The organism is Actinomadura sp. NPDC049753, assembly GCF_040674655.1.
Lineage (GTDB): Bacteria > Actinomycetota > Actinomycetes > Streptosporangiales > Streptosporangiaceae > Spirillospora > Spirillospora verrucosospora.
The window spans coordinates 1-3,655 of record NZ_JBFARL010000371.1 but is presented as its reverse complement, the minus strand read 5'-3'; the positions used below and the strand labels follow the sequence as shown (position 1 = coordinate 3,655).

Annotated in this window: 4 protein-coding genes and 1 pseudogene; 1 reads left to right on the top strand and 4 read right to left on the bottom strand. The window is 72.6% G+C overall.

Going from position 1 to position 3,655, the window contains the following annotated elements:
- From AB0K37_RS40985 to AB0K37_RS40975, 3 genes and pseudogenes are all read right to left on the bottom strand, one after another.
- Positions 1 to 361, bottom strand: a pseudogene (locus AB0K37_RS40985) (polysaccharide pyruvyl transferase family protein); the annotation flags it as partial.
- Positions 362 to 621: 260 nt separating this feature from the next.
- Positions 622 to 984, bottom strand: coding sequence for a fluoride efflux transporter CrcB (gene crcB / locus AB0K37_RS40980; protein ID WP_363991311.1), 363 nt, complete (start codon positions 982 to 984; stop codon positions 622 to 624).
- Complete coding sequence (locus AB0K37_RS40975) at positions 981 to 1,493, bottom strand: CrcB family protein (protein WP_363991308.1); 513 nt, start codon at positions 1,491 to 1,493, stop codon at positions 981 to 983. The genes crcB and AB0K37_RS40975 overlap by 4 nt, the downstream gene beginning before the upstream one ends.
- A 220-nt stretch (positions 1,494 to 1,713) precedes the next feature.
- Here AB0K37_RS40975 and AB0K37_RS40970 point away from each other — a divergent pair, with 220 nt between their 5' ends.
- The gene (locus AB0K37_RS40970) at positions 1,714 to 2,502 is read left to right on the top strand and encodes a SigB/SigF/SigG family RNA polymerase sigma factor (RefSeq protein WP_363991306.1); all 789 of its coding nucleotides are present in this window, start codon (positions 1,714 to 1,716) and stop codon (positions 2,500 to 2,502) included.
- Positions 2,503 to 2,520: 18 nt separating this feature from the next.
- On the opposite strand, the gene AB0K37_RS40965 is transcribed toward AB0K37_RS40970, so the two are convergent.
- The gene (locus AB0K37_RS40965) at positions 2,521 to 3,405 is read right to left on the bottom strand and encodes a serine protease (protein WP_363991303.1); all 885 of its coding nucleotides are present in this window, start codon (positions 3,403 to 3,405) and stop codon (positions 2,521 to 2,523) included.
- Between the last annotated feature and the right edge of the window lie 250 nt (positions 3,406 to 3,655).

Here is a 3,655-nt window from a genome sequence, read left to right as displayed (position 1 = left end):
GCCGCGGCGCACCGCCCGGCGCGTCGCGCGCGAGGACGGCGTCGAACCCGGTGACCGCCGGGTCGGCCGGGTCGATGACCGACACGCCGACGGCGACGCGCGTGCAGCCCGCGTAGCGGCGGTGGAGGTCCTCCACCTGCCGGCCATGGAGCGGCCCGCAGGCGAACACCAGGTGGGTGTAGGACGCGGGGTCGGCCCGGTCGAGGTCCAGGCCGCCCGGCCGGAAGACCGGGCTCCACGCCAGGCGGCACTCCACCCCGGCCCGGGTCAGCGCCGCCCGCACGGCCTCCATCGCCAGGACGTCGCCGGCCGTCGCCTCACCGTGCAGGAAGCTCGGCCATCCGGTCACCAGCACGCGCATCCGTCAGCCGCCTCCCCGCCTCGGCCCTCGCCGGGTCCCCCAGGACGTCGAAGGGGCGTCCTGCGGCCCTGCTACCCGCCACCGTCCGTCCCATGTCGGGCCCGGGTCGCCCGCGGCGGTAGATGGCGGTTTCCGCGCGGTGACAGTCCAGACACCCACCGGTTTACCGAGATGCCCTCTTGGGCAGAGTCCCCTCGCGGCCCACTCGCGAGCTCGGAGCCAAGTGCCCCGAACTGCGAGCATGGGCCGCGCCAGGTTCCTCACCCGGTGAGGGCCTGCGCGATCGCCATCCCGCAGTAGGCCGCGCCGAGCCCCGCGACTATGCTGGCGCCCGCGTTGACCACGGCGTAGAAGCGCGTCCCCTCCTCGGCGAGGCGCAGGGTCTCGTATCCGAACGTGGAGTACGTGCTCAGGGCGCCGCAGAAACCCGTCCCGGCGAAGGCCATCACGCCGTCGTGCGAAGGCAGCGCGGCCAGGAGGCCCAGAGTGAACGACCCCGCGATGTTGACGGTGAACGTCCCCCACGGGAACACCGAGTCGTGGCGGGCCTGGACGGCGCGGTCGGTGAGGTAGCGCAGCGGAGCGCCGAGCGCGGCGCCGAGCACGATCAGGACGATGGTCACTCGCCGCCCGCCTCGCGCCCGGTGCACCGGATCGGCGCGACCGCCTCCCGGCGGCGCGGCCGGGCCAGCAGCCTGGTCGCCCGGACACCCGTGTAGACCGCGGCGAGCGCGGCCGCGAGCGTCCCGGCGAGGTAGGCCAGCCCGACGAGCGGCGCTCCGCGTTCCACCAGCTCCTGCGCGTCGACGACATAGGTCGAGAACGTGGTGTAGCCGCCGAGCACTCCCACCCCGAGGAACGGGCGCACGAGCCGATGCGCCCTCCACGTCTCGGTGATGAGGACCATCAGCACCCCGATCAGGAGGCAGCCCGAGACGTTCACCCAGAAGACGGCCCAGGGGAACTCTCCCGCCCGGTGGGGGAACGCATTGCCGAGCCCGTGCCGGGCAAGCGCCCCCAGGGCCCCGCCGGCCGCGATCGCCGCCAGGACTCCCCACGGCGCCTCACGCAGCTCGGATCGCTGCCTCGGAACATGCAGGTCGACATCGGGATCGACGGGACGGCCGTTCACGGGTGCACTCTCCTACCAGTAGCCACGACGCACTCACCGGTAGGGACCGTTGGCGGAACGTTCCGCGGTTCGCCGTCCAGGCACGGCGGGCCCCACCGCCGTTCCCCGTCTCCGGAGCGATTCGAGCCTACCGGCACTGTGTGACCGGGACTTCCCCGGGTAGTGGGACGGGACCGAACGTTCCTCCTACCCTCACCGGCCCCGCTGGAAGGGAGCGCGTATGCCGTGGGCGGAGTCCACCGGCCGGTTCGACGACGGACAGACCGAGACGCTTCTCAAGGAGATGAACCGGCTCCAGGTGACCGACCCGCGGCGGGAACGGCTGCGCGAGCGCATCGTCGACCTGCACAAGCCCCTGGTCCGCGGCGTGGCGCGCCGCTACGCCAACCGGGGGGAGCCGCAGGACGATCTCCAGCAGGTCGCCTACCTGGGCCTGGTCAAGGCCATCAACCGGTTCGATCCCGCGGTCGGGGACCGGTTCGTCACCTACGCCTATCCGGTGGTCACCGGTGAGGTGAAGCGGCACTTCCGCGACAAGACCTGGGGCATCCGGGTCTCGCGCCGCATCCAGGAGCTGCGGCCTGTCCTGCACCGCACCGTCCAGGAGTTCACCCGCGAGCACGGCCGCTCCCCCACGACCGCGGAGACCGCGGCGATCATGGGCGTCACCGAGGACGAGACGGTCGAGGTCATCATCGCCTGCGACGCCTACCGGCCGCTGTCGCTGGAGGCGCCGGCCGACGGGACGCCGGACGGCGAGGCCGACACCGTCGGCGAGTACCTCGGGTCCGAGGACCCGGCGCTGGAGGCCTTCATCGACGGCCACGCCCTCAGGCCCCTCATCGACGACCTGCCCGAGCGCGAGCGCACGATCCTGCTCCTGCGGTTCTTCGGGAACAAGACGCAGACGCAGATCGCCGAGCAGATCGGCCTGTCCCAGATGCACGTCTCGCGGCTGATCCGCACGACCCTCGACCGGCTCCGCACCGGGCTGCTGGCGGAGCGGTGACCGCCCGCCCGCGGCTCGTCAGGGCCTGGGCAGCGCGCACGCCCTGCTCAGCACGACGTCGTTGCCCTGGCCCAGGCAGCGGGCGAGCAGGTACGTCTGCTGCCCGTAGTGGACGCCCTTCCGGACGGTGACGTTCCCGGCGCGGTCGACTTCGCACGGGTTGTTGAGCGTGCAGCGCTCACCGTCGTCGTTGCCGGTGTTGTTGATGCCGACGACCTGGCGCGTCCGGACGTCGATGACCGGCGACCCGGACGTCCCGTGGACGGTCTGGCATTCCGGCTTGTAGCGGATGGAGTCCTTCCAGGTCCAGTCGGCCTCGCGCAGCCGGTAGACGGTCGCGTCCGTCCTGCAGCCGTAGATCTTCCGCCAGTAGCCGGACACGACCCGGATCGGCGTCCCGTCGTGCGGCCGGGCCGTCGACAGGCGCAGCGCGGGGATCCCGTAGCGCTTCTGGATCGCCGCGTAGGTCGTGTTGAGCCGGTACACGGTCACGTCGGTGTCGGTCATCGTGGCGTACTCGACCCTCGTGGCCTGGAGGGTGCCGAGGCTGCGGCCGCCCGTCCGGTCGAGGAGCGTGAACGTCCGGGACGACCTCCGATCCACGATCACCTCGCCGGCGTCCGGCATGCCCGACTCCAGGCAGTGGCCGTTGGTCAGCACCAGCGCGGCGTCGGAGTCGCGCGACCGCGGCCCGCGCACGAGGGAGCCCGAGCAGTTGCTCAGCGCGACGATCCCGGTGAAGTCGACCGCCGCCCGCTGGGCGCTCGGCGCCTGCGGCTGGACGGGCACGGTCCGCGGCCGCGCGGGCGCGGCCTGGGCTGAACCGGCGGCGAACGCCCCGGCGCCCGCGAGGGCGAGCGTCCCGGCGACGGTGAGGGCGGCTGCGGAGGTGCGGCTGGGCATGCGGATCCTCTCGGGCGGGCCGGCGGCGGAGACCGCCCCGGCCGGGACGGCGCTGTCTCGGCGAATCTAGATCATCTGATTCCCGCGGAGAAGCATCGCCGACCTTCCCCGCGAGGCACCCTTCTCAGTGGACCTCCACCCAGCCGTACGTGCGCTCGACGGCCTTCTTCCAGCCTGCGTAGCCCTGTTGGCGTTGGTCGTCGTTCCAGGTGGGCTGCCAGCGTTTGTCCTCGTTCCAGTTCTGGCGGAG

Bases quoted from the DNA above. Each gene is read 5' to 3' on its own strand.
- AB0K37_RS40970 (WP_363991306.1), top strand. From the start codon at position 1,714: ATGCCGTGGGCGGAGTCCACCGGCCGGTTCGACGACGGACAGACCGAG.
- AB0K37_RS40965 (WP_363991303.1), bottom strand. From the start codon at position 3,405: ATGCCCAGCCGCACCTCCGCAGCCGCCCTCACCGTCGCCGGGACGCTC.